We start from the raw sequence: 21,334 nt of genomic DNA on the forward strand, positions 1-21,334 counted from the left end.
TGAATGATGGCAAAAACTCTTTATCTGATGCGGCATGGCCAAACGCTTTTTAATCTGCGCCATAAGGTGCAGGGCTGGTGTGATGCTCCTCTGACTGATTTTGGCATCTATCAGGCCAAGGTGGCAGGGCAATATTTTAAGGATGCCGGTATTACTTTTGACGATGCTTATAGCTCTACTCAAGAGCGGGCCTGTGATACCTTGGAATTGGTAACGGACGGTAAGCTTCCCTATAAGCGTGTCAAGGGACTCAAGGAGTGGAACTTCGGCACCTTTGAAGGGGAAAGCGAAGACCTCAATCCACCCCTGCCTTATAAAGATTTCTTTGTGACCTATGGCGGTGAATCACAGGATCAGGTCCAGGAGCGTATGGCAACGACCATTCTTCAGCTCATGCAAGAGACGGATGGTCAGTCTGTGCTCATGGTCTCCCATGGCGGAGCTATGGCCAATTTTGCCAGAGCTTGGCAAAAAAACTGGCGTCTGGATGACCTAGGTCACATGACCAACTGTGGGATTTTAAAGTTTACTTTTGAAGATGACAAATTCTATCTAGAAGAAGCCATCGGTCACGATTTTAGCAATTGGGAGGGAAAATGAAAGATTTATATTTGATGCGACACGGTCAGACTTTTTTCAATCAAGAAGGCTTGGTACAGGGAGCTTGCGACTCTCCTTTGACAGAACTGGGGCAGAATCAAGCCCGGCAGGCAGGAGCTTATTTGAAAGAGCTGGGTATTCGTTTTGGTCAGCTATACTCCTCCACCCAAGAGCGAGCTTCTGATACCTTGGAACTTGTCTCCGGCCGGTCCGACTATACTCGCCTTAAGGGCATTAAAGAATGGAACTTTGGTCTCTTTGAAGCCCAGCCTGAACGCCTGCAGCCGAAATTTCGACCAGGAGCCACCTCATTTGAAGACCTCTTCGTTCCCTATGGCGGAGAAGGTGTGGACCAAGTCGGTGAACGCATGCTGGTCACTCTGACTGAGGTCATGGAGCAGGCAGGAGCAGAGCCAGTCTTAGCTGTTAGCCACGGCGGTGCCATGTGGGCCTTCTATCTCAAGATTGCAGCGCAAGCTCTGGATCCCAAGGTGCACTTTGGCAACTGCGCCATCTGCCATTACCATTATGAGCAGGGACACTTTAAGCTGGCAGAAGTCATTGATCCGCTAACGGGTAGTGTGTATGAATGTGAATGAAGACTCAGAATGATTATCACTAGAATAAAAACCTCAGATTTTTCTGAGGTTTTTTGGTTTATACTTGGCTGTAGGTTTCACGACGACTTAGTTTTGTATCTTCTTTTTTGCTGGGTATTGGCTGTGCCTGGATTTCTTTATTCCACTCACTTCGAGTAAAGACCATGGAGAGTAGTGCCAGAGCCGCAAAGGCTGCTCCTACGTACCAGTAGGGCATATCCAGCGTCGTTGAGCGACCAGATAGGTTGACGATGCCACGGAAGAGCATGCCGGCTGTCATAATGGCTACAGCTGAGTTCCAGAGGTTGAGACTGAGCCGAGAGAGATTAGGGATAACCTTCATAAAGAGTAGGAGGAGGATGCCGCCCGCTAGAGGAATGGCAAAGAGGTAGTGCATGTGGCTAGAAGTCTCGCCGAAACTGAAAGATTCATAGATTCTGCTGAATGCAAAGAAGAAAATAGTTAATAGGGCGTAGATAAGGGCTGTTTTTCTAAAACGTTTTTTGCTGTGATTAGTAACCGATGTAGACAATATCACTCACCGACCTTTCTGAGATAGTATTTCCGTTTGTTGTAGGCTTGTTAATGACCTGACCGTTAAAGTAAAGTGTAGAGGAGCCGCCGCCATCAAGGTTGTAGGCAGTCTTGACACCGTACGATTTCATGATTTCTGCCATCTGGTAGAGGGAAAGTCCCTTGCTTTCTGAGGTGCGTCCGTCTGAGACGATGATGATGTAGTGGTTTTCGTCAATGATACCGATAGCTGTCCGAGGATTGGAAGACATGGACTGGCCGACTTCGGAGTTGGTATCAACGACAATTTCGCCATTTTCTACAAGAGATGGGCCGAAGGTCAAGAGATTGACCACACCGTCTTTGACCAGTTGATCGGCAGAGACTTGATCTTCATAGATAATCTTGAAGGAGCCGTCTTTGTAAATAGCTAAATCCCCATTGCTGGAGTCTTCTCGGACGGTATCGCGGTAGACGACGCCATTGCGGATGACATAGCCAGTTGTGTTGGCCCCGTAGTAGTCGCCGTTAACCGCTAGGATAGCATTGTTGTTGGCAGCCGTTTCCGAGGTCTTTGCTGTGACATTGTTTCCGTAAGTGTTTTGGGCAAAGGCCGTTTTCAGATATTCTGATGAGCTGACAGTCACATCAGCGATGTAGACTTGGGTGTTGCTGACGGTCTTTTCAGTCAGTGTGACCGAGATGTTGTCGTCTGAATAGCTGGTATCCGTCACAGTTGCTGTTTCCGCAGCCTTGCTGGCAGCCTCGGCATTGGATGACGAACTTGCGCTTGAAACCGTGGAAATGGTCTCTGCGATGACAAAGGTTTTCAGCATGGAGTAGCTGAAAGAAGCTGTCAGAAGCAGCCCAAAAATGGAGGCGTAGGCATAGCGTTTCTTTAAAAATTTCATGATGCGGTGTGTGTCCTTTCCTTAAAAATAAATCTCTTTTGGACCATCCAGGAGACGGTGAAGAGTAAGATTCCGACGATAATTTTGACAATCAGAAGATTGAGGCCAAAGACAGCATAGAAGAGGCGAATCAGCAGTGTGTCTAGGATAAAGAGCACTACAGCTAGGCTGAAATAGCCAGTTCCTGTCTTGAGTATACTGTCGTCGTTCTTAAAGACCATCCTTTTATTGGTCGAATAGTTAAAGATTGAGCTGGTCACGCGGGCAATCCCGTTAGCTAAAAGAATTCTCAGGCTGGTCGGCACAGCGACTAAAAACAAGAGAGCCAGAGCGTAGACGACGTAGTCGACGACGAAACTGCTGAGAGAAGTCAGGGCAAATTTGAATATATTTTTATAAATCATGAGCCCATCCCGAATCGGCCGGAAGTGCGAGCCTTGATTGTCATTGATATAGACCGTCTCAATGGGCACTTCCAAAATGGGATATTCCTTGCTGGCTTCTAAGAGCATGTTCATTTCATACTCATAGCGCTGGCCCTCTACCTTTAGCATAAATGGAATCATGTTGGTCGTAAAGGCTCGCAAGCCTGTCTGTGTATCGGAGACACCCACCCCAGTCTGAAGCTTGAAGAGAGCCTGAGTCAGACTGTTACCGAAGCGGCTGCGCAGAGGCACCTTGCCAGTAAAGGCGCGTGCTCCCAGAATCAGACGATTGGGATTCTCAGAAGCCTTGCTCGCTACACGGAAAATATCCCAGACCCTGTGCTGGCCATCCGCATCTGCTGTTACCACCGTTCCATAGATCTTCAGTGCTTGGATAAAGGTGAAAGCAGTTTTCAGAGCTTGCCCCTTGCCTTGATTGACCTGATGACGGAGCACGGTTGCGTACTGCTCCGCCTGCTCAAAGACTATCTGGCATTTAGATGAGCTGCCGTCATCGATAACAATGATATGAAAATCACTCTTCTGGTGAATTTTTTTTATCAGCTTAATAAGATTATAATCAGGCTCATAGGCCGGAATCACTAGATAATCCATATCCATACCTCTTTCTTAGATGATTTGTAGAAAGTATACAGACTGCGGCTTAAAGATTCCTAATATAAGTTAGTTTTAAGAAAATGTTAACATTTCTTTAAGGAAAGAGCAGAGAAAGAAGAGGTTTAGATATAAGATTGTAGAATAAAATGTAAGATGGAGCAGAGAAGTTTGACTTATTTTAAAAAGTAATATATAAACAGCGTTATTGGAAAATTTCTAAAATCTTATAAAAAATTCCAAGAAGAATTTGTTTGGGATAGTATTCGTGGTAAAATATTGGAAGATGAATAAAAAAAGAATATAAATCGAATAAGGTTGGATGCTCAGTATCAAGCATCCAGAAAACAAGGAGAAGCGAATGAAAAAAATCCGGAATTTTAAATGGCAGATGTGGCATGTGCATTTGATCGGGCTAGTGGTGTTTTTCTTGTCAATTTTTATCTGTGGATTCTGGTACCAAAGTTATAAGGAAAAACTAGTTTTAAAAGAAAATTATCTTACCGTAGGTCAAAATCAGGGGATAGTAGAAATTGACTACATTACATCTATACCGTCTGTGTCTGCATCCTTAAAACGCCCTCTCGATAAGGATGAATATGAATCAATTGATATTGGGAGTCATTATATAGTTTTCCAAGATTCTAGAATAAGAAAAGATGAAGGTTATACCAAAGATCAACATGAGTACTTTAAAATTCACTATTATCGTTTTGATCATAAAGGAATCAAAAAAGAGACAATGGATTTGCTTAAGATTGCGTATGAGCAAGGTTTTGTGGGGCTAAGTGGTAGAATAAAGTTATACGGCGATGGTAATGATGACTATGTTGGAGTTTGGACTAGAGAAAAGCAAATGCTCTATATCAATCTCCGGACTCAGAAAGTTAGCAGGAAAGAACTAAAAGAACTATTTGACTGGGAAATTAAAGATGATATTACTGGTAAGGCTGCGATTAAATGGGTCAAAAGAGAGGAGAAATGATGATTAAAAGAGTATACCGAGGTTTTATTTCATTATTCCTTTTTTTCCTTTCTCTGTTTCTGCTATGGTTCTTGGGGATAAAAAATTTAGAAAGTCGCCTAAAAGCAGGCTACCAAGCTCAATATTTTAGTGGAGACGTTCAAGTTAAAAGCTTCAATCTTGATGACGAAAAAAATTGGGAATCTTTGGAAGTGTCTTATATTTATAGTGAAAAAGTTGGGAGTATGGTTTATACTTTTCCTATTAAAAAAAATATGAGTTGGTTGGATCTTATTTTGCCAGCCTACAAAGGAGAGGTTTTTTATCCAATATCTTCTAACATGCCTGCATATTCAAGAGATGGATTGGGTAATTATGGTTATGAAATATACGAATCAATAATTAAGAAAGTCTTTGAAGAAAAAAAGGAGTATAAAATTATTGAGAGGGATTTTGCAAAAAGGTTACAAAAGTCATCTGAGTTAAAAGGGGCTAAAATTAATTTGAGAAATGCTCTTTCTGATAACTATATGGATAGTCAATCCATCCATTGGCTAGATCAATCTAGACTAGAGAATATCCAAAAAAGTGATACGAATTTTGGCGGAGTAGAGGGGCTCTCTGTAGAAGATGCAATTGCAAATGGTCTAATTTACGTTAGTATCGATTTGCAGAATAATTTGAGCGAAAATGAGAAGACCGATATTTTAAAAAAGATATTGAAACAGTTAAATGATGAAGATCCTTTGCCAAATGGGATTTATCGTCTAAAAGGTGAAGAAAAAGGGCTTGCTGTTGAGGATGGGAAATTAAGATTGGAGAATTGGTGATGAGAAAATATCGTGGGAGCGTAAATTTTAAAGATGGAGATTTTAAGGCAGAAGTAATTTTCATTTTGGTTTATTACTTTGGTATATTTATTTTTCCAACGGTTGTGATTGATGATAAAGTTTTTATGTCAATCTCAGATTTGAAATCAGTTAATAGTATTAATCATTCTAATCTGGACTTGCTAGTATCGATGTCATGGTCAATCTCGCTTGTTTTGGTGTTGTCATTTATTCTAAAACGTATTCTACTGCACAAGAATTTAGAATTTTTAGCATTTCTGCAAATGTTTCTTTGTATGATCTATTGCGTCGTGGCTCTCTTCTATTTTAAAAATATTTTTAAAGTATCTTTGCTGTATAACCAGACTGGTTTATTGTACGATGCTCGTCATTGCTGTTTATTAGCCATTTTAATTGTAAATTATCAAAGTTTGAGAAACTTGCATAAACAAGAGAATCAGTATACTAGTTTAATAGATAAGGCTCGTCGCATCCTATTTGCTGAAAAATAGGATTAGATAAAGATGTCTTTATAATAAGCAACCAAAAAAACGACCCTAACGGTCGTTTTTTTGCATCATTCCACTTCCAATTCTTCTTGGTCGATTTTATGGGCTGTTCGGTAGGCTTGGTAAAAGATAAAGACAGCCACAGCAGTCATAGCTGGTACGATGATTGGGATGTCCGTTTCGATAGCAGTCAGCGGTGAGTTCCAGAAGAAGTGGAGAACGAAGGCTGCTAGGAAGTAGAAGAGCCCCACTCGGAAATAGTTTTTCTGAGTCTTGGCATAGCGAAGCATGAGAGCCAGACCGAGAGTGGTCAGGGCGGTGTAGAGCCAGTGAGAGGCGACGCCGCCAGTAATGCGGCCTAGGATACCAGAGATAGTGAAGGAGAAGCCTTCGGGCAGGTCAGAGAGGATATAAGAGAAGTCCTCGCTAATCTGAAAGCCCATGCCAGCTGTAATCCCCAGCATCAAGAAAGATTTGAGCTTTTTGACTGGGACTAGATAGACAGCAAAGGCAACTGCCAACAGCTTGAGCGGTTCTTCAACCAGTGGAGCTGCGATGGCATTTTCTAGGTCACTGAGCAGAGTATTTGGGAAGCTGGTGCTGACCCACTCGTGAATATAGGTGTTGGCCAGGCCAGAGGTCCAGCCAGAAATGAAAAGGCCACCTAGCAAAGCTACCCCAAGGCTAACTGCAGGAGTTTGCCATTTTTTACCCAGTTGGCGAATCAAGAGCAGGGCGGGGATGATATAGAGTAGAGCCAAGAGGGCTGACAGTCCGACAATCCCATAGGAAGTACCTGACATACTGCCAGTGGTATAGGCTTGTGTCTCATATTCTAAGCCAATCGCGCTCAGAAGGAGAAAAATGAAAAGAACAATATTTTTTTTCATAAATAACTTTCTAAAAATTTTATTTTCATCCTAGTATAACAAAAAAATCCTAAATAAAACCAATTTAAAAACTGGAAATTAAGAGCTGGTATAATACTTTACTTGCCAAACTGTCTCTTTTTGTTTATATTAGTTCTATAAGGTTTCTTGGAGGCGTTTGCATGTCGAAAAATCTGTTGAGGTTGAAATTGCTGGGAAGTTCGAGTGTCTTTCTCAATCAAGAGGAAGTCTTTTTTCCTTTTGCTAAAATCAATGCTCTGCTTTATTATCTCCACATCAATGGTGCGGTCAATCGGGAGGAGATTGCAGGAATCCTCTGGGAAAACAAGGACAACCAGACCGCCAAAAAGAATCTGCGCAACACGATTTATCAAGCTAACAAGTTACTAGGTGGGGAATGGATTGTCGCTCCCAACAGGACTGTGCTGTCGCTTAATCCCGAGTGTGTGATTGAAAGTGATGTAGAACTTTTTATGAACCATCCTGCGGACCATCTGTCGCTCTATCAAGGGGATTTTCTGCAGGGCTTCTATCTCAAGGACAGCGAGGCTTTTGATTACTGGGTGTCCAAGATGCGGACGCGATATGAGCAGCTTTATATCAAAGCCTGCTACCAACAGCTGGAAACAGAAAAAGACCAGTTGGATTTGGAAGATGCTGAGCGGAATTTGCGCCGCTTGATCAGCATTGATGAGTTTGATGAGAAGAATTACCATCTACTCATGAAGCTCTATCAGGATCATGATCGGCCTGGCAAGGTGATAGAGACCTATTACAAATTGGTCAATATTTTGGATAAGGAACTGGGTATTAGCCCTACGGAACCTATCCAGCAACTATATCATGAGGTGCTTGCCAAGGACCGCAGCGAGCGCAAGACCAAGCAGTTTCTGCGCAATACGGACCACTTTTTCGGACGGGTCGATGAAATCAAGCGTTTGGAATCTTATTTCTCTAAGGTGATAGAGGCTCAGGAAGCGCGTGCTCTGGTCTTAGTCGGCGGTACTGGTATTGGAAAGCGGACAGTGACTCGTCAAGTACTGGCCAATCAGACCAAGTATTTCCAGATTGTCATGGCTGAGTGCTTCAAGGAAGAGATGAAGGCAGAGCTGCAGCCTTGGCGTGGCTTGCTGGACGGCCTGGGCGACTTGGTCATTCAGCACCAGATTCTTTCTATCAGCCAGTGGCAGGTCATTTTGGAGAGTTATTTTCCCATTTTGACAGGAGGCACTTCTGGTCGTCAGTTAGATGCGGACAAGCTGGCTCAGTTTGTGGTGGATATTCTGCAGAAGATTTCTAAGAAAAAGGCTTTGATTGTCTTAATTGAGGACTGTCACTGGATGGATGAGGCTAGCGTTGCTGTCTTGGAGCAAGTTATGAATCATTTGACTGGCTATCCTGTGGCCTTTGTGCTGACCAAGCATCTGAGCACCCCTTCTTATTTGGAACATTTTTTCAATCACCTGCTGGTACGCAATAAGCTAGGCTTTATTGAGCTGCAGCCGCTGAATTTTAAAGATAGTGTGGCTTACTTGCAAGCCCAGACAGGTCAGTTAGCCATACCTGAAGAACGCCTTGAGGATATTTATCGGGTCAGTCAAGGCATCCCTTTCTTCCTGTCGGAATATGCTGAGCAGCTCCTGCGAGGAGAAAAGTTTTATCCGCTGACTTCGGCCATCAAGGCCAAGCTGTCTCTGAAGTTGGATTACCTGAGCAGCCAAGAGGAAGAGTTGGTGGACTATCTGGCTTGCTTTAGGGCTCCTGCCTCGGTTTCTCTCTTAGCCAGACTGCTAGGTCTGCCGATGGAAGAGGTTGTTGAAATCACTGAGGAGTTTGGACAGAAGCAGCTATTGATGGAAGAGGAGCAGGGAGAGGACTTGGTGGTGCGGTTCAGTCAGGAGCTTTTGAGGATTTACGCTTATGAGCGTTTGTCGCTTGCTAAGAAGCGAATGCTGCATCACCAGATTGCCCAAGTCATGGAAGACCAGCTGGGAGACTCTCTCTATCATGCTCAGTTGCTCAATGAAATCGCCTATCACTACAAGATGTCCAAGCAGCCGATTAAGTCTCTGGAGTACGAGCTGCATTATCTTGAGGCTACCTTGCAGTTTCATCACGAGCTCTTTCCGATTTATTCGCGGGAGTTTGGCTTTATCGAAAAGACGGATGATAGCAATCAGTCAGCGGTTTTAGACCAGTTTGACCGTATTCGTCGGGAAATAGAGGGCTTAGAGAGAAAACACCAGAATCACAAAGATTTTCAGCTCTTGGTTCTCCGTTTCCTCTATCTAGAAGGGCGCTATGCTATCCGGACAGGGGATTACCAGCAGGGGATGGACAATATCCAGCAGGTGATTATTTCGGCTAAGGAGCTGCAGCAGATGGATTTTCTCCTAGAAGGCTATCGGCAGATGATTTACTACTGCATCCAGACGGAAAATATCCCTGAGATGCGCTACTATACGGAGCTGGCTCTGGATGCTTCGGTCCAGGCCAACAATCACGAGGCCATTGCTATCAATCTCCGACTCAAGGGGCTCTATCATCTCATGATTGGGGATGAGGAGCAGTCGCTCCACCACCTCTACCAGTCTATCGACTGTTTCAGCTTGACGGCTTCGTTGCGTTCCAAGTACTCGATTCAGATTGCGGCGGCTCTAGACTATTTGGCAGAGATTGAGCAGATTCGCGGGAATTTCACGACAGCTCTGGCTCATCAGAAGGAGGCCATTAAGTTGACGGAAAATAAAACAGCAGAGCCTTCGATTTTTGCTTTCTATATCGGCTTGGGTATGACTTACTATCAGCTGAAAGATTATGAACAGGCGGAGCGAATTTTCCTCAAGGCGAAAACAGCTCTGAAGTCCCTCAGCTTCCCTTGGAAAGAGACCCAGTTGGAAGTTTATTTGGCCTTGATTGGCTGTGAGAAGAGAGATTACCAGCCTGTGCTTGACCTGCTGCGGAAAAAGGATAGTCTCATCAGTCGCTATGGCAATCCGAGGGACAAGGGGCTGATCTACTATCTGATGGCTGTGATTAAGTATCGCCTGCTGACTGGCAGCTTGCAGCAAGCAGGCTTTGAAGTCTTGCTGGATCAGGACTTTGACACCTACTATGAAACGGCCAAAAGCCAGCTCAATCCTTACCGAGACCGGCACCAACTCAAGGAATTAGAAAACTTACGCCAAGGTCTGTATCAGGCATTAAGCACAAAATAAAAGAGGATGAAAGCAATGTTCATCCTCTTTTGATGTTTGTAATGAAGTTTTTAAATGCCTATCAGTCATGTGCTTGCGCCCAGACTTGGGTCAGGTAAAAGACAAAGCTGGCTGCCAGATTAGCCGTATGGTTGTCTATATCGTGAGGCGGAGAGACTTCGACGATATCAAAGCCGATCAGTTTGCCTGAGGCAGCGATGTGCTGGAAGACCAAAACAGCTAGATTGGGATCCACACCGAGCGACTGAATGGCACTGACACCAGGCGCCGCACCAGCTGCAAAGCAGTCAATGTCAATGGTCAAATAGACCTGCTCTTTGCCGGCCAAAAAGGCATCGACTACCTTGCAGACTTCCTTGTAACCCATTTGGTAAATATCCATTCCAGTCAGAAACTGAATGGCCTTGGATTTTGCCACAAAGTCAAAGAGAAAGAGATTGTTATTGTGCTCCTGAATCCCTAGAATGAGGTAGTTAAAGGCCTGCTTCTGAGCCAGAGTATCATCGAACATCTGGCGAAAACCGGTACCAGAGTTAGGACCAGTCTGATCATAAGGACGCAAATCAAAATGGGCATCCATATTGATAACGGCCAAGTCTTGGTCAGGTCCTAGCGACGACTTGAGACCTAGATAGTGGCCGTAGGCTGTTTCGTGGCCGCCTCCTAGGACAATAGGCCGGAGATTGAGCTCTCGCAGGCGTTTGACTGCCCGAGCCAAGCTTTGCTGCAGCTGCTCCAGAGAGCGGTTAGGCCCGTCAATATCGCCAACATCAAAGACGCAGACGTTTCTGCCAAGATGCCAAGGAAGCTTGGCCAGCTGAGTTCGGATAGCTTGTGGTCCTTCGACAGCCCCCACTCGGCCGTGGTTGATATAGACCCCTTTATCACTCTTGAAGCCAATCAAGGCAAAGTTGACGCCGTCAAAGGGTCTTAAGTTAGGATCGTTTAAGTCCAAAAATTCAATAACCATCCCCCATTTGGCAGCATATAAATCATCATCTAGTCTCTTATGATAGTAGCTGTTATCTAGCTGATAGTAATCTTCTAACATGATTTTGTCCTTTTCCATAACGATACTTGCGACTTTATTATAAGAGTTTCCGCCAAGCCTGTCAATGACTTTTGGCGGGGAAAATACTCTAACGGATAGTGGATGTTTTATAAGAAAGATAGAATAATAGCGAGAATCAGAATAGTCCATGTAGCATAACGTATCTTAGCATTGTACCGGTAGCTTTCAATAATCTTTGGTCTCTTTGAAAAGAAATAGGTAATATAGGCTGCAATTGAAAGGAAATAAGCATACGGGGTCAATTCAGGGTTAAGAATTAAGGTGTCTATAACTGTTGCAACAAGAGCGATTAAAGCTGTAAGCATACACCAAGCAGGTAAAAGAGAGTTTTCTTTGCGATTGCGAATGTGGATAATCAACTGGACTAGAAAACCCACTAAGTAAATGATAAGAATAAAAATACAAAGATAAAACCCAGGAAGAAGGAAATCTGTTGTTTCCTTAATTTCTTTTCCTGTCCAAATGCTTATCAGAATGTTTAGCAAATCAAAGAAGAAGGCTTTTACCATAAGATAAAAGAGGTGGGCCATTATCGGTAGAGTGATGCACGCAATCGGATGCATAATTGCAAAATAGTCCACTTTAAACGCTTTTTTCATTATTGCTTATCTCCTTAATTAAAGTCATTCAAGCTTCTAAGATTTTCTCTTTAGTATTGTCATGTCAATTCGGCTTCCAAACAATCGGTCAGGTCACCCATCTAGCCTCTTCTATGATGTGGAAGCACTTGGTGAGGTCTCTAGTTTGGAATCTAAAATGCCAGATTGGCGAGTACCAAAGATCTTGCTCAGTGCAGGCATCTTTATACTATTAAAAAACATCATCAAATCACATCAGCATCGCCTTTCTGTAGGCCATTGCTGTTAGCAGTTAGTTTGAGCTTGAGTATTAAGTTTTTCTTAATGCGACTTGCGACTTTATTATAAGAGTTTCCATTAAGCCTGTCAATGACTTTTGGCGGGAAAAGAAGCCCAGCTGCATGAGAGTGGGCTTCTTAGGTTAGCTTTTTTACAGAGTCATCAGCTTTAGAACTGAATGCTCAAGTCCACAGCCTTTTCAACGGCTGCTAGGAATTTTTCGTTTTCAATCAGCTCAGAAGCCTTGTTGAGCTCTTCGTAGATTTCGATGTCCTTATCAAACTCGATAAAGCGGACATGCTGACGGAAGAGGTCGTAGGCTGGCTTGGTTCCTTTACCAAGTTCATGGTTTTCTGGTTTCAGATCCAGAGCTTGGCAGGCTGCCATGATTTCTGTTGCTACGATGCGGCGAGAATTCTTGAGAATTTCAGCTGCCTTGCGTGCTGCAGTAGTTCCCATGCTGACAAAGTCTTCTTGGTTTTCACAAGATGGGATAGAGTCTACGCTGGCTGGATGAGACAAGACCTTGTTCTCAGAAGCAAGCGAAGCACAAGCATATTGGGTAATCATAAAGCCAGAGTTGAGACCGGGGTGTTTCACCAAGAAGGATGGGAGCTTACTTAGTTGGCTGTTGACCAGACGTTCTACACGACGCTCGGATACATTACCGATTTCAGAAATAGCGATGCTGAGGAAATCGAATGGCTGTGCCATTGGTTCACCGTGGAAGTTACCGCCTGAGATAACATGGCCTTCCTTGGTGATGATAGGGTTGTCTGTAACAGAGTTGATTTCAATCTCAACCTTGGTCTTGACATAAGCGATAGAGTCCTTGCTGGCACCATGAATCTGCGGAATACAACGCAGGGTATATGGGTCTTGGACCCGTTGTTGAGTGGCTACAGTTGTGTTGCCACTGCCTTCTAGAAGGTTGCGGATATTGCGGGCTGTAGCCAGCTGTCCGCTTTGAGGACGGATGGTATGTAAGTCTTCTTCGAAAGGACTGGTAATACCATTGTGGACCTCCATGGAAAGAGCACCAGCGACATCTGACAGTTTAAGTAGCTGGATGGCATCGTAGGTAGCCAGAGCTCCGATACCTGTCAGGACAGTCGTTCCGTTAATCAGCGCCAGCCCTTCCTTAGCTGCTAGAGCAATTTTCTCGATACCAGCCTTGTCCAAAGCTTCTTGTCCAGAGAGTAATTCACCCTGATAGTAAGCACGGCCCAGTCCTAGCATAGGCAGAACCATGTGAGCCAGCGGGGCCAAGTCACCAGAAGCTCCCAAAGAGCCTTTTTCTGGAATGTAAGGGACAACGCCTTTATTGAGCAATTCCAGGAGCTTTTCGACAGTAGAGAGACGGATACCAGAATAGCCCTTGACCAAGGAATTAATCCGGATTAGCATAATCGCACGGACTGCATCTTCAGGCAGGGGATCGCCGTAGCCTGAAGAGTGCGTACGGATTAGGTTTTCTTGCAGTTGAGTCGTATCTTCTGGTGAGATGCTGACATTGCAGAGAGAGCCGAATCCGGTTGTAACACCGTATACGACCCGCTTTTCGCGGACGATATCATCCACGATTTTGCGGGAAGCTTCTACAGCTTTCTTAGCTTCTTGGTCGATTTCGCAAGTGGCTCCATGACGAGCTACTGCGATGACGTCTTCTAAAGTAAGGTGTTCGCCATCCAAATTGATTACATGTGTCATAAGATTCATTCTCCTTCTTGTTCAAGAACTTTATTTTTACAAATCAGTACTATATAGATAAAGTATACTGCACTGGCGATAAGGACACCGATGAGGCCGTAAACATAGTTCATTGGGTTTTCACCCCAAATCATGACAAGGCTGACTAGAACCGCCAAAATTGGAATTACTTGACCAAATGGAACGCGGAAAACTACTTTCTTGTCTGGATATTTCTTTCTTAATACTAGTACAGCTAGAGCAGTTGGGATGTATTGGAAGAAGCGGAAGACCACGCTGAGAGCTGCTAATTCTTCAAATTTACCAGAGAAGAGCAGGACGATGGCCAGGATTCCGGAAATAATAATGGCAACTATAGGGGCATTTTTAGAGTTGGTTTCTGCAATTTTCTTAGGAAGCAGGCCTTCATTTGCGATAGCTGCACCATAACGTGGAACCATGATAGATTCCCCGATGTTAAGTCCAGCAATAGAAATCAGCGCTCCGATAGAAACAATCCATGCTCCAACAGGGCCAATCATCTCTACAAAGGCGTCTTGTACAGAAGCATCTGTTTGCAGGATACGGCTGCCTAACATGGCGATAGTTCCTGCGATAATCAGCATATAGAGAACAGAGACAATACTGATAGAGCCCAAAATAGCTCGAGGTACATTCTTTTCCGGATTGCGCATTTCACCAGCAACGATAGACATGGTTTCAAATCCGATAAATCCGTAGAAGATATAAATGGCTGTACTAGAGATAGCTTTCATGATATCTACGCCAGGTTCTAGCTGAAGAAACGGAGTGAAGTTTCCTTTGTCAATTCCTCCTTTGATGAAGAAAATCGCACATAGACTGAAAGCGACAATTGGGATGAGCTTGGCTACGGTTGCGGTCAAGGTGAACATTTTGGAAGTCTTAAGACCTGATATATTCATTAGACTGAGCAAAATAATCAGGCTCACACTGAGCAGAAGTTCATAGGGGGCAAAGGATTTAAAAGTAATAACAAAAAGTCTCGCAAATCCTGCTGCCATAGCAGACCAAGCGATGATGGTAACCGCCCAGCCTAGGAAGCCAACATTAAATCCGACAAAGTCTCCAAAGGCTGCTTTGGAATATTGGAAAGCTCCGCCGTTTTTATTAAAATAACCTGCAGTTTCTGCCAAGCAGACGGCTAGGAGAATAACGAGGAGGGCAGTTCCAAGCATGACAGCTAGAGAGGCAGGACCAAGTCCTTTATAAATCTTTTGCGGTAGGAGGAAAATCCCTGATCCGATAACGGCATTGATACCGTAGAGAGTTGCACCGGAAAAGCTGAATTTCGCTTTTTCCTGTTCTTGTTCTTGTGCAGTGAGTTTAGTTGCATCCATAATAATGTTTCTCCTTTAGAGATATGGGATCCTTTCCAAGTAAAGATAGAATGGTGACAAGGCATCATGGTATCTTTACTTAGTAGGGATGTGGGTCAAACCAGCCCATATAGCAAGGGGCGTTCCCTTTGGCTGGTTACTCGAAAACATTATATGCAGCTCAGTTTCCTGAGTCTCTTTTTCCACTATCAGAAGCTGCTCTGCCTCTAGGTTAAGCACTGGCAGGGTTGTTACCGTCACCGTCAGATCCTCTAAGGCATAGATAAATTGAATTTCGTCATCTTGGCTAAGCTCTTGCCCATTCGAGATGGCAATCATCTGTCCCTGATAATGGTCGCTGTAGATTAAGTTAAAGTCGGTACAAGTCCCACGACTTGTGATAGAATCACTCCCTTCAAAGACATAGGGAGTAAAGGGAGCTAGAACCGTTTCCTCCTGCCGGCTGGCATTGTGGAGATGAAGTGCGTGGTCCAGGCTCATGAGAATGCGGTGAAAGCCGCTGAGGTCAGAAAACTGACTTTCAGCCAACTCCACAGTCGCTGTTGAGAGTCGATAGTCAAAGTCACGCTTGCCATAGTGGCCAGTTGGCGGGGAAAGATAAAGCTGTTTTGTTTTTCCCCCCGACCAATCGGAAACTTGAAAATCATTTACTCTTAAAAGGCTTATATTTGTCATTTTTGGTATTTATTAGAACAAACCGCTGATATTGCCGTCTTTATCAACATCAATCTTTTCGCTGGCTGGTACTTTAGGCAGTCCTGGCATGGTCATGATGGCACCAGTCAGCGCAACGATAAAGCCTGCACCAGCAGAAACTTTGAGCTGGCTGATAGTCACGACAAAGTCTTTAGGTGCGCCCAGTTTCTTAGCATCGTCTGAGAAGGAGTATTGAGTCTTAGCCATACAGATAGGATAGTTGGAGAAGCCCAGCTCTTCCAGTTGTTTGAGCTCGCGTTTAGCAGCAGGAGTCAGGCGAACGCCCTTGCCTCCGTAGACCTTAGTAACAATTTTGTTCAGCTTGGTCTTAATGGAGTCCTCTTCATTATATACAAATTGGAAGTGATTGTCTCCTTCGGCCAGTTCCACGACTTTTTCAGCCAACTCTTTACCGCCGGCTCCGCCATTCGCCCAGACGTCGGAAATCACTACGTCAACGCCGCGTTTTTGGCAGGCGTCATAAACTGCTTGCAATTCTGCTTCGGTATCCAGCGGGAATTTATTGATGGCAACGACTGCTGGCAGGCCATAAACATCTTGAATGTTTTCCAGATGTTTTTCCAAGTTTGGCAGTCCATCTACAACGGATTGGACATTTTCTTCAGCCAGGTCGCTCTTAGCCACACCACCGTGCATCTTGAGAGCGCGGATGGTAGCAACTAGAACTACAGCTGCTGGACGAAGTCCAGATGTACGACACTTGATATCAATGAATTTTTCAGCACCGAGGTCAGCACCGAAACCAGCTTCTGTGACTGCATAATCGGCATATTTGAGAGCCAGCTTGGTAGCTAGGACACTGTTACAGCCATGGGCAATGTTGGCAAAAGGTCCACCGTGAATCAAGGCTGGCGTATGTTCCAGAGTTTGCACCAAGTTTGGATGGATAGCGTCTTTGAGCACAGCAGCCATAGCGCCACCAGCTTTCAGATCCTTGGCAGTTATTGGCTTACCTTCAAAGCTGTAACCAATGATTATTTTTTCCAAACGGTTCTTGAGGTCAGTGATATTTTCTGACAGACATAGAATAGCCATAACCTCAGAAGCAACTGTAATGTCAAACCCATCTTCACGTGGAACACCGTTAACCTTGCCCTGCAAGCCATCCACAATGTGGCGCAGTTGCCGGTCATTCATATCCACTGCCCGCTTCCAAGTGATGCGGCGAGAATCGATACCTAAGGCATTTCCATGATGGATGTGGTTATCAATGAGGGCTGCCAGCAGGTTGTTGGCAACACCGATGGCATGAAAGTCACCAGTGAAGTGGAGATTGATATCCTCCATGGGCACAACTTGAGCGTGCCCACCGCCAGCAGCTCCGCCCTTGATACCAAAGACAGGTCCGAGTGAAGGTTCCCGTAGAGCGATAACGGCTTTTTTACCGATAGCAGCCAAAGCATCGACTAATCCGACAGAAGTAGTGGTCTTGCCTTCTCCGGCTGGTGTTGGAGAAATAGCTGACACGAGAATCAGTTTGCCGTCTGGTTTGTCTTTTAAGGCTTCCAGTTGGCCGGCACTGATTTTTGCCTTGTAATTTCCATAAAGAGACAGGGCATCTTCAGCAATTCCTAGCTTTTCTGCTACCTCTTTGATGGGCTTCATTTGAACCGAATTCGCAATTTCAATATCTGATAAAACCATATTGTTACCTCTTGAGAAAAGAAAGTCCATTCATGGGAAAGAGTGGGTTTCTCTTCCGTTTATCTATTAGACAACTTTCAAAATTTCTTGATAAATTTCATCGGCTAGAGCGCAGCCTTTTTGCAGGAGGTCTTCACCCTTGCTGCGGTAGTCTGCGACGAATGCTTCATCCTTGACACCTGACAGATTGATGAGGACATTGAGCCAAGCCCCCTGCAGACCAGCCTTAAGATTGAGAGCTGCTACTCCCAGGTCGCTGGCAGCATTGGTATTGGACTTGCCAACAGCTTTTTGAGTTGTTTGCAGGGCAGCAAAGATGTCTTCCATCATGCCATAAGGCGACTTGGTCGCTTCCTTGAGGGCTTGCTGCATCGCCTCTCGACGGGCAGCCTTGTCTTCGTCTGTTTCTTTAGGCATATCAAAGACGGCGGAGACTAGATTGAAGGCTTCAGTGTCCTTGTCAATAGCTGCGAGCAGGTTTTCTTGCAGGCGGGCACTTTCTGCGTGCACTTGAGCAATTTCTGCTTCAAATTCTGCGTATTTTTTCTTGCCAAGGGTCAATTCACAGACCATCTTAGTCAGGGAAATACCGTTCGCTGCGGAAAGAGCAGCGGCAGAGCCACCGCCAGGTGCAGGAGCATCTGAGCCTAGGACCTGGGCAAATTCTGTCAAGCTTAAATCTACTAATTTCATATGTTTCAGTCCTCCTAGCCCAGCAAATGGTTTTCCAGAACTTGCTTGCCGTAGTCAAAGTTTTCGATTTGCAGATAGTATTCTGCTGCGTCAATCAAAGCCTTGGCTGGAGCTAAACCGATAACTTCTGAGCCGAGGATTCCAACTCCGTAGCGCTTAGCTTCAAAGCGAACAGTTTCAAAGACACGATAGAGTGGGAATTTTTCCAGATTGACCATGTTGATAGAAACCTGAGCAATGTTGCGGTCTTCCAGCATAACACCGATCGCTTTACAGTACTTATAACCACCACTTGATCCACGGATGATTTTGGCAATTTTGTTAGCAATTTCCAGATTGTCTGTATCCAAGTTGATGTTGTAGGCGATGAGTGGCATTCTGGCACCAACAGCAGTAACACCAGCAGTTGGGTGAATCTTTCTTTCACCGTAGTCAGGTGCCCAGTCAGGTTCCAAGAGTTTTTCAGGCATGCCTTCAAACTGTCCTTTACGAACCTTAGCTAAGTTCTTACGCTCTGGACGAGTCGCTGCATCTTCATAGAGGAAGATAGGAATACCGAGCTCACGATTGATCCGCTCAGATACTGTCTTCGCAATTTCTACGCATTCCTCACTTGTAATGTCCTTGATAGGTACAAAAGGCAGGACATCAGTTGCGCCCATACGAGGGTGTTCACCTTGGTGCTTGGTCAAGTCAATATTTTCAGAAGCGTATTTAACCAAACGGAAAGCAACTTCCTGAATATTTTGGTCATCACCGACCAAGGTAAAGACGCTGCGGTTGTGGCTGGCATCAGAAGAGTGGTCCAAAAGTGTTACGCCTGGCACGCTCTTAGCTACTTCAACTAGACCGTCAATAACCGCTTGATTGCGGCCTTCAGAAAAGTTAGGAATACATTCAACAATTTTTGCCATAAGATATTACCTCGTGATATCAATAATTTTAATTTATAATATGAACTTAATAAAGCAGAATCTCCTCCTGAGCTAGGTTGATACCCAGCTCAGGTCGGAAGTTGGGGGACAAGTTTTTCCTATTCGAACAATTTCTTAACAGATTCTTTGACCAAATCTTCGTCAGTTAAGTATGGAATGGTAATGTGGTCTGTTCCTTGGTGGAGGCGGTTGTACTCGATAGCAGTTTCGATGGCATGCTCATTACGTGCCCAGTTACGACGAGCGACTCCTCCGATTGTATCCCAAGCGATAGCAGATTTGATGATTTCATCAATGCGTTCGCTACCGTCCAGTACCAAGCCAAAGCCACCGTTGATTGCTTTACCGATACCAGTTCCGCCACCGTTGTGGAGAGCTACTAGACTCATACCGCGAGCTGCATTACCAGCGTAACATTGCACGGCCATGTCGCAAGTAACGTTAGATCCATCTTTAATATTAGAAGTTTCACGGAATGGAGAGTCAGTACCAGATACGTCGTGGTGGTCACGACCAATCATGACAGGACCAATCTTGCCTTCGCGTACTAATTCATTGAACTTGAGGGCGATATTGACGCGTCCCATACAGTCTTGGTAGAGAATCCGAGCCTGGGTTCCAACAACCAGCTGGTTCTTTTCTGCATCGCGGATCCAGTTGTAGTTGTCGCGGTCTTGGTAGCGGCGGTTAGGATCAATCACTTCCATAGCTGCATGGTCAGTAGCGACTAGGTCTTCGTGCTTACCGCTCAGACATACCCAACGGAAAGGACCATAACCATAGTCAAAGAGCATTGGACCCATGATATCTTCTACATAGGATGGCCAGATGAAGCCGTCTTTGTCGTCAAAGCCGTTCTTAGAAATTTCTTTGATGCCAGAGTCATAGACTGCCTTCATGAAGGCATTACCATAGTCAAAGAAGTAGGTACCATTGCTAGTCAAGGTCTTGATCGCCTTGAAGTGACGTTCCAAGGTTTGGTCAACCAGCTTAGCAAAGCTTTCCTTGTCTTCAGCCAGGAGACGAGTCCGCTCTTCAAAGCTAATGCCAGCCGGGCAGTAGCCGCCGTCGTAAACATTGTGGCAAGAAGTTTGGTCAGACAGTAGGTCTACATGGATATTGTTTTCGTTGACATATTCCAAGAGGTCTACGATGTTACCATGATAGGCAATGGAAGTTGATTCGCCAGCTTCCAGAGCTTTTTGAGCCAAGTCGATAGCTTCCTTCGGACTTTCAGCCAATTGGCTAATCCAGCCTTGTGAATGGCGAGTTTCAATCCGAGATTGGTCTACTTCAGCTACGATCGCCACAGCTTTAGCAATTTCAGCCGCTTTCCCTTGAGCTCCACTCATGCCGCCCAGACCAGAAGAGATGAAGAGTTTGCCAGTCAGGTCGCCATCATCAGCTACACCCAGTTTCAAGCGCCCAGCATTGAGGAGGGTGTTGAAAGTACCATGGACGATACCTTGAGGGCCGATGTACATCCAGCCGCCAGCTGTCATTTGACCATAGTTGGTCACGCCCATTTCTTCCGCAATTTCCCAGTCCTTCATATTGTCATATTCACCGACTAAGAGACCATTGGTGATAATAACACGAGGTGCTTCTGGTTTGGACTTGAAGAGTCCGAGTGGGTGGCCAGATTCTACGACCAAGGTTTGATGGTCGGTCATGATTTCCAAGTATTTCTTGATCAGGTTGTACTGCATCCAGTTAGCGCAGACAGATCCAGTTTCTCCGTAGGTAACCAATTCATAAGGATAAAGGGCGATTTCAAAGCTCAGGTTGTTGTCAATCATAACCTGCATAGCTTTGGCCGCAGTACAGTTCCCTTTATATTCATCAATTGGTTTACCGTAGATGCGTTCTTTTGGACGCCAGCGGTAGCCATAAATCCGTCCGCGAGTCTTCAGTTCTTCTAAGAATTCTGGAATTACTTCCTCATGGAATCTCTTTGGAATATAGCGAAGGGCATTTTTTAAAGCGATTTCGGTTTGAGCTTGAGTCAAACGGAAGCCTCGGTCAGGTGCTCGACGAATGCCTTCTTGGAAAACTGTTTTTTCAGGCAGTACATCGTCTAATTTGACAGTCATTGCTGCTGCAATTTCATTTTCGCTAAAGTATGACATGAAAAATCCTCCTTTTAGTCAAGTGTAAAATATCTTTCTCCTACATTCTATAAGACTCCCGTCCATAAAGAGTCAAGAAAATGACAAAAACAGTAAAAAAAGTGTGACTCCTATCTTTTACAAGCTTTTGACTATAATTTGACGA

Annotated in this window: 20 protein-coding genes; 7 read left to right on the forward strand and 13 right to left on the reverse strand. The window is 44.7% G+C overall.

Annotation, left to right across the window (positions count from 1 at the left end; translation table 11 throughout):
- Positions 1 to 3: 3 nt before the first annotated feature.
- Both HMPREF9380_RS08970 and HMPREF9380_RS08965 read left to right on the forward strand, forming a co-directional pair.
- Complete coding sequence (locus HMPREF9380_RS08970; protein WP_002932139.1) at positions 4 to 600, forward strand: histidine phosphatase family protein; 597 nt, start codon at positions 4 to 6, stop codon at positions 598 to 600.
- The gene (locus tag HMPREF9380_RS08965; RefSeq protein WP_002932140.1) at positions 597 to 1,199 is read left to right on the forward strand and encodes a histidine phosphatase family protein; all 603 of its coding nucleotides are present in this window, start codon (positions 597 to 599) and stop codon (positions 1,197 to 1,199) included. The genes HMPREF9380_RS08970 and HMPREF9380_RS08965 overlap by 4 nt, the downstream gene beginning before the upstream one ends.
- Before the next feature lie 58 nt (positions 1,200 to 1,257).
- Here the strand turns inward: HMPREF9380_RS08965 and HMPREF9380_RS0110945 are convergent, their stop codons facing one another.
- From HMPREF9380_RS0110945 to HMPREF9380_RS08955, 3 genes are read right to left on the reverse strand one after another with little or no spacing between them, the layout of a single operon-like run.
- Positions 1,258 to 1,731: a hypothetical protein gene (locus HMPREF9380_RS0110945; protein WP_032907174.1), complete on the reverse strand. Its 474-nt coding sequence runs from the start codon at positions 1,729 to 1,731 to the stop codon at positions 1,258 to 1,260.
- Positions 1,712 to 2,623, reverse strand: a complete 912-nt coding sequence (locus tag HMPREF9380_RS08960) for a phosphodiester glycosidase family protein (protein ID WP_002932143.1) — start codon at positions 2,621 to 2,623, stop codon at positions 1,712 to 1,714. Before HMPREF9380_RS08960 ends, HMPREF9380_RS0110945 begins: the two co-directional genes overlap by 20 nt.
- Positions 2,620 to 3,669, reverse strand: a complete 1,050-nt coding sequence (locus tag HMPREF9380_RS08955) for a bifunctional glycosyltransferase family 2/GtrA family protein (RefSeq protein ID WP_002932144.1) — start codon at positions 3,667 to 3,669, stop codon at positions 2,620 to 2,622. The genes HMPREF9380_RS08960 and HMPREF9380_RS08955 overlap by 4 nt, the downstream gene beginning before the upstream one ends.
- A 355-nt stretch (positions 3,670 to 4,024) precedes the next feature.
- Here HMPREF9380_RS08955 and HMPREF9380_RS08950 point away from each other — a divergent pair, with 355 nt between their 5' ends.
- Genes HMPREF9380_RS08950 through HMPREF9380_RS08940 form a run of 3 tightly spaced genes read left to right on the forward strand, consistent with a single transcriptional unit; the run spans position 4,025 to position 5,969 of the window.
- The gene (locus tag HMPREF9380_RS08950; protein ID WP_032907177.1) at positions 4,025 to 4,648 is read left to right on the forward strand and encodes a hypothetical protein; all 624 of its coding nucleotides are present in this window, start codon (positions 4,025 to 4,027) and stop codon (positions 4,646 to 4,648) included.
- Positions 4,624 to 5,457, forward strand: a complete 834-nt coding sequence (locus HMPREF9380_RS08945; protein ID WP_002932151.1) for a hypothetical protein — start codon at positions 4,624 to 4,626, stop codon at positions 5,455 to 5,457. The genes HMPREF9380_RS08950 and HMPREF9380_RS08945 overlap by 25 nt, the downstream gene beginning before the upstream one ends.
- Positions 5,457 to 5,969 carry a hypothetical protein gene (locus tag HMPREF9380_RS08940; RefSeq protein WP_002932160.1) on the forward strand — a complete coding sequence of 171 codons (513 nt, stop codon included), beginning with the start codon at positions 5,457 to 5,459 and terminating at the stop codon, positions 5,967 to 5,969. Before HMPREF9380_RS08945 ends, HMPREF9380_RS08940 begins: the two co-directional genes overlap by 1 nt.
- Positions 5,970 to 6,034: 65 nt before the next feature.
- On the opposite strand, the gene HMPREF9380_RS08935 is transcribed toward HMPREF9380_RS08940, so the two are convergent.
- Complete coding sequence (locus HMPREF9380_RS08935; RefSeq protein ID WP_002932163.1) at positions 6,035 to 6,856, reverse strand: PrsW family intramembrane metalloprotease; 822 nt, start codon at positions 6,854 to 6,856, stop codon at positions 6,035 to 6,037.
- A 161-nt stretch (positions 6,857 to 7,017) separates the two neighbouring features.
- On the opposite strand from HMPREF9380_RS08935, the gene HMPREF9380_RS08930 reads away from it, so the two are divergent.
- Positions 7,018 to 10,074 (forward strand): AAA family ATPase, encoded by a 3,057-nt coding sequence (locus tag HMPREF9380_RS08930; protein WP_002932167.1) that lies wholly within the window; start codon positions 7,018 to 7,020, stop codon positions 10,072 to 10,074.
- 61 nt (positions 10,075 to 10,135) lie between these two features.
- Here the strand turns inward: HMPREF9380_RS08930 and HMPREF9380_RS08925 are convergent, their stop codons facing one another.
- Both HMPREF9380_RS08925 and HMPREF9380_RS08920 read right to left on the reverse strand, forming a co-directional pair.
- Entirely contained in the window at positions 10,136 to 11,125 is a 990-nt protein-coding gene (locus HMPREF9380_RS08925; RefSeq protein WP_328270548.1) for a formimidoylglutamase, read from the reverse strand.
- 107 nt (positions 11,126 to 11,232) lie between these two features.
- Positions 11,233 to 11,745: a hypothetical protein gene (locus HMPREF9380_RS08920; protein ID WP_002932172.1), complete on the reverse strand. Its 513-nt coding sequence runs from the start codon at positions 11,743 to 11,745 to the stop codon at positions 11,233 to 11,235.
- A 61-nt stretch (positions 11,746 to 11,806) separates the two neighbouring features.
- On the opposite strand from HMPREF9380_RS08920, the gene HMPREF9380_RS11955 reads away from it, so the two are divergent.
- Positions 11,807 to 12,013, forward strand: a complete 207-nt coding sequence (locus tag HMPREF9380_RS11955; RefSeq protein ID WP_216725479.1) for a hypothetical protein — start codon at positions 11,807 to 11,809, stop codon at positions 12,011 to 12,013.
- Positions 12,014 to 12,171: 158 nt separating this feature from the next.
- Here HMPREF9380_RS11955 and hutH read toward each other — a convergent pair whose 3' ends face one another.
- The 7 genes from hutH to HMPREF9380_RS08885 form a co-directional block, all read right to left on the reverse strand.
- A complete protein-coding gene (hutH, locus tag HMPREF9380_RS08915; RefSeq protein ID WP_032907473.1) occupies positions 12,172 to 13,713 on the reverse strand; it encodes a histidine ammonia-lyase in 1,542 nt (513 codons plus the stop codon).
- A gap of 5 nt (positions 13,714 to 13,718) precedes the next feature.
- On the reverse strand, positions 13,719 to 15,071 hold the full coding sequence (locus HMPREF9380_RS08910) for an APC family permease (protein WP_002932180.1): 1,353 nt from the start codon (positions 15,069 to 15,071) through the stop codon (positions 13,719 to 13,721).
- A 75-nt stretch (positions 15,072 to 15,146) separates the two neighbouring features.
- Positions 15,147 to 15,746: a HutD/Ves family protein gene (locus HMPREF9380_RS08905; RefSeq protein WP_002932182.1), complete on the reverse strand. Its 600-nt coding sequence runs from the start codon at positions 15,744 to 15,746 to the stop codon at positions 15,147 to 15,149.
- A 12-nt stretch (positions 15,747 to 15,758) separates the two neighbouring features.
- Complete coding sequence (locus HMPREF9380_RS08900) at positions 15,759 to 17,432, reverse strand: formate--tetrahydrofolate ligase (protein WP_032907179.1); 1,674 nt, start codon at positions 17,430 to 17,432, stop codon at positions 15,759 to 15,761.
- Positions 17,433 to 17,498: 66 nt separating this feature from the next.
- Positions 17,499 to 18,125, reverse strand: coding sequence for a cyclodeaminase/cyclohydrolase family protein (locus tag HMPREF9380_RS08895; protein ID WP_002910576.1), 627 nt, complete (start codon positions 18,123 to 18,125; stop codon positions 17,499 to 17,501).
- 14 nt (positions 18,126 to 18,139) lie between these two features.
- Positions 18,140 to 19,039, reverse strand: a complete 900-nt coding sequence (gene ftcD, locus HMPREF9380_RS08890; RefSeq protein ID WP_002932186.1) for a glutamate formimidoyltransferase — start codon at positions 19,037 to 19,039, stop codon at positions 18,140 to 18,142.
- Between the two features lie 119 nt (positions 19,040 to 19,158).
- The gene (locus HMPREF9380_RS08885; RefSeq protein ID WP_002932187.1) at positions 19,159 to 21,189 is read right to left on the reverse strand and encodes a urocanate hydratase; all 2,031 of its coding nucleotides are present in this window, start codon (positions 21,187 to 21,189) and stop codon (positions 19,159 to 19,161) included.
- Positions 21,190 to 21,334 lie beyond the last annotated feature (145 nt).

The organism is Streptococcus sanguinis SK49 (genome assembly GCF_000212815.1).
Taxonomy (GTDB): Bacteria; Bacillota; Bacilli; order Lactobacillales; family Streptococcaceae; genus Streptococcus; species Streptococcus sanguinis_C.